This is a genomic window from Kitasatospora nipponensis, assembly GCF_039528135.1.
Classification (GTDB): domain Bacteria; phylum Actinomycetota; class Actinomycetes; order Streptomycetales; family Streptomycetaceae; genus Kitasatospora; species Kitasatospora nipponensis.
The window spans coordinates 1-555 of sequence record NZ_BAAALF010001027.1; the positions used below are offsets into that span (position 1 = coordinate 1).

The following is a 555-nucleotide window of genomic DNA, read 5'->3' on the forward strand; positions in this document are numbered from 1 at the left end:
CAGATGTGGTCGCTCAGCTTGTCTTGATGCCCTCTGGTATCGAACGGCATGCTGCTGTGGCGCTGATGAAGATCATCAACAGCATCCAGAAATTGAGCCAGAACCCCAGGGAACCTGCCACCGACAGACTTCGCCAGTTTCTCTCCCGAGTAGGTGCTCAGCTGGCCATGCGGTCGTTGGAGCCTGGTTCTTGGCCGGTGTGCTTGGTGTGGTCGTGGGGTGTGCTGGCGTAGGTGGTCTGGGCATGTTCGTTGATCTCGATGCGGTTCATGACTGTGCGGTTGATCGTTTCGGTGCCGGTCAGGACGGCTTCGGTGGCGGCTTCGCGGACAAGTTCGGCGAGGGAACTGATGTTGCCGCCGGTGCGCTGGTGGAGGTACTTCCATGCGCGTTTGAGGGTGCCGGGCTGGTGGCGGTGGAGGATCAGGGCGTCTTCCATGGCGCTGATGACGCTGATCCAGGTCTGTTTGTCCTCGCGGGTTGCGGCGGTGAACGGCTGCATGCGGATCAGGGTGTTGCGGCCTGAGGTCTGGGTGACGCGGGAGCCGCCAGTTC

The 555-nt window shown here is 61.6% G+C and carries 1 pseudogene; it reads right to left on the reverse strand.

From position 1 onward, the window contains the following. Positions 1 to 157 precede the first annotated feature (157 nt). Positions 158 to 555 (reverse strand): annotated as a pseudogene (locus ABD323_RS44680) (hypothetical protein); the annotation flags it as partial.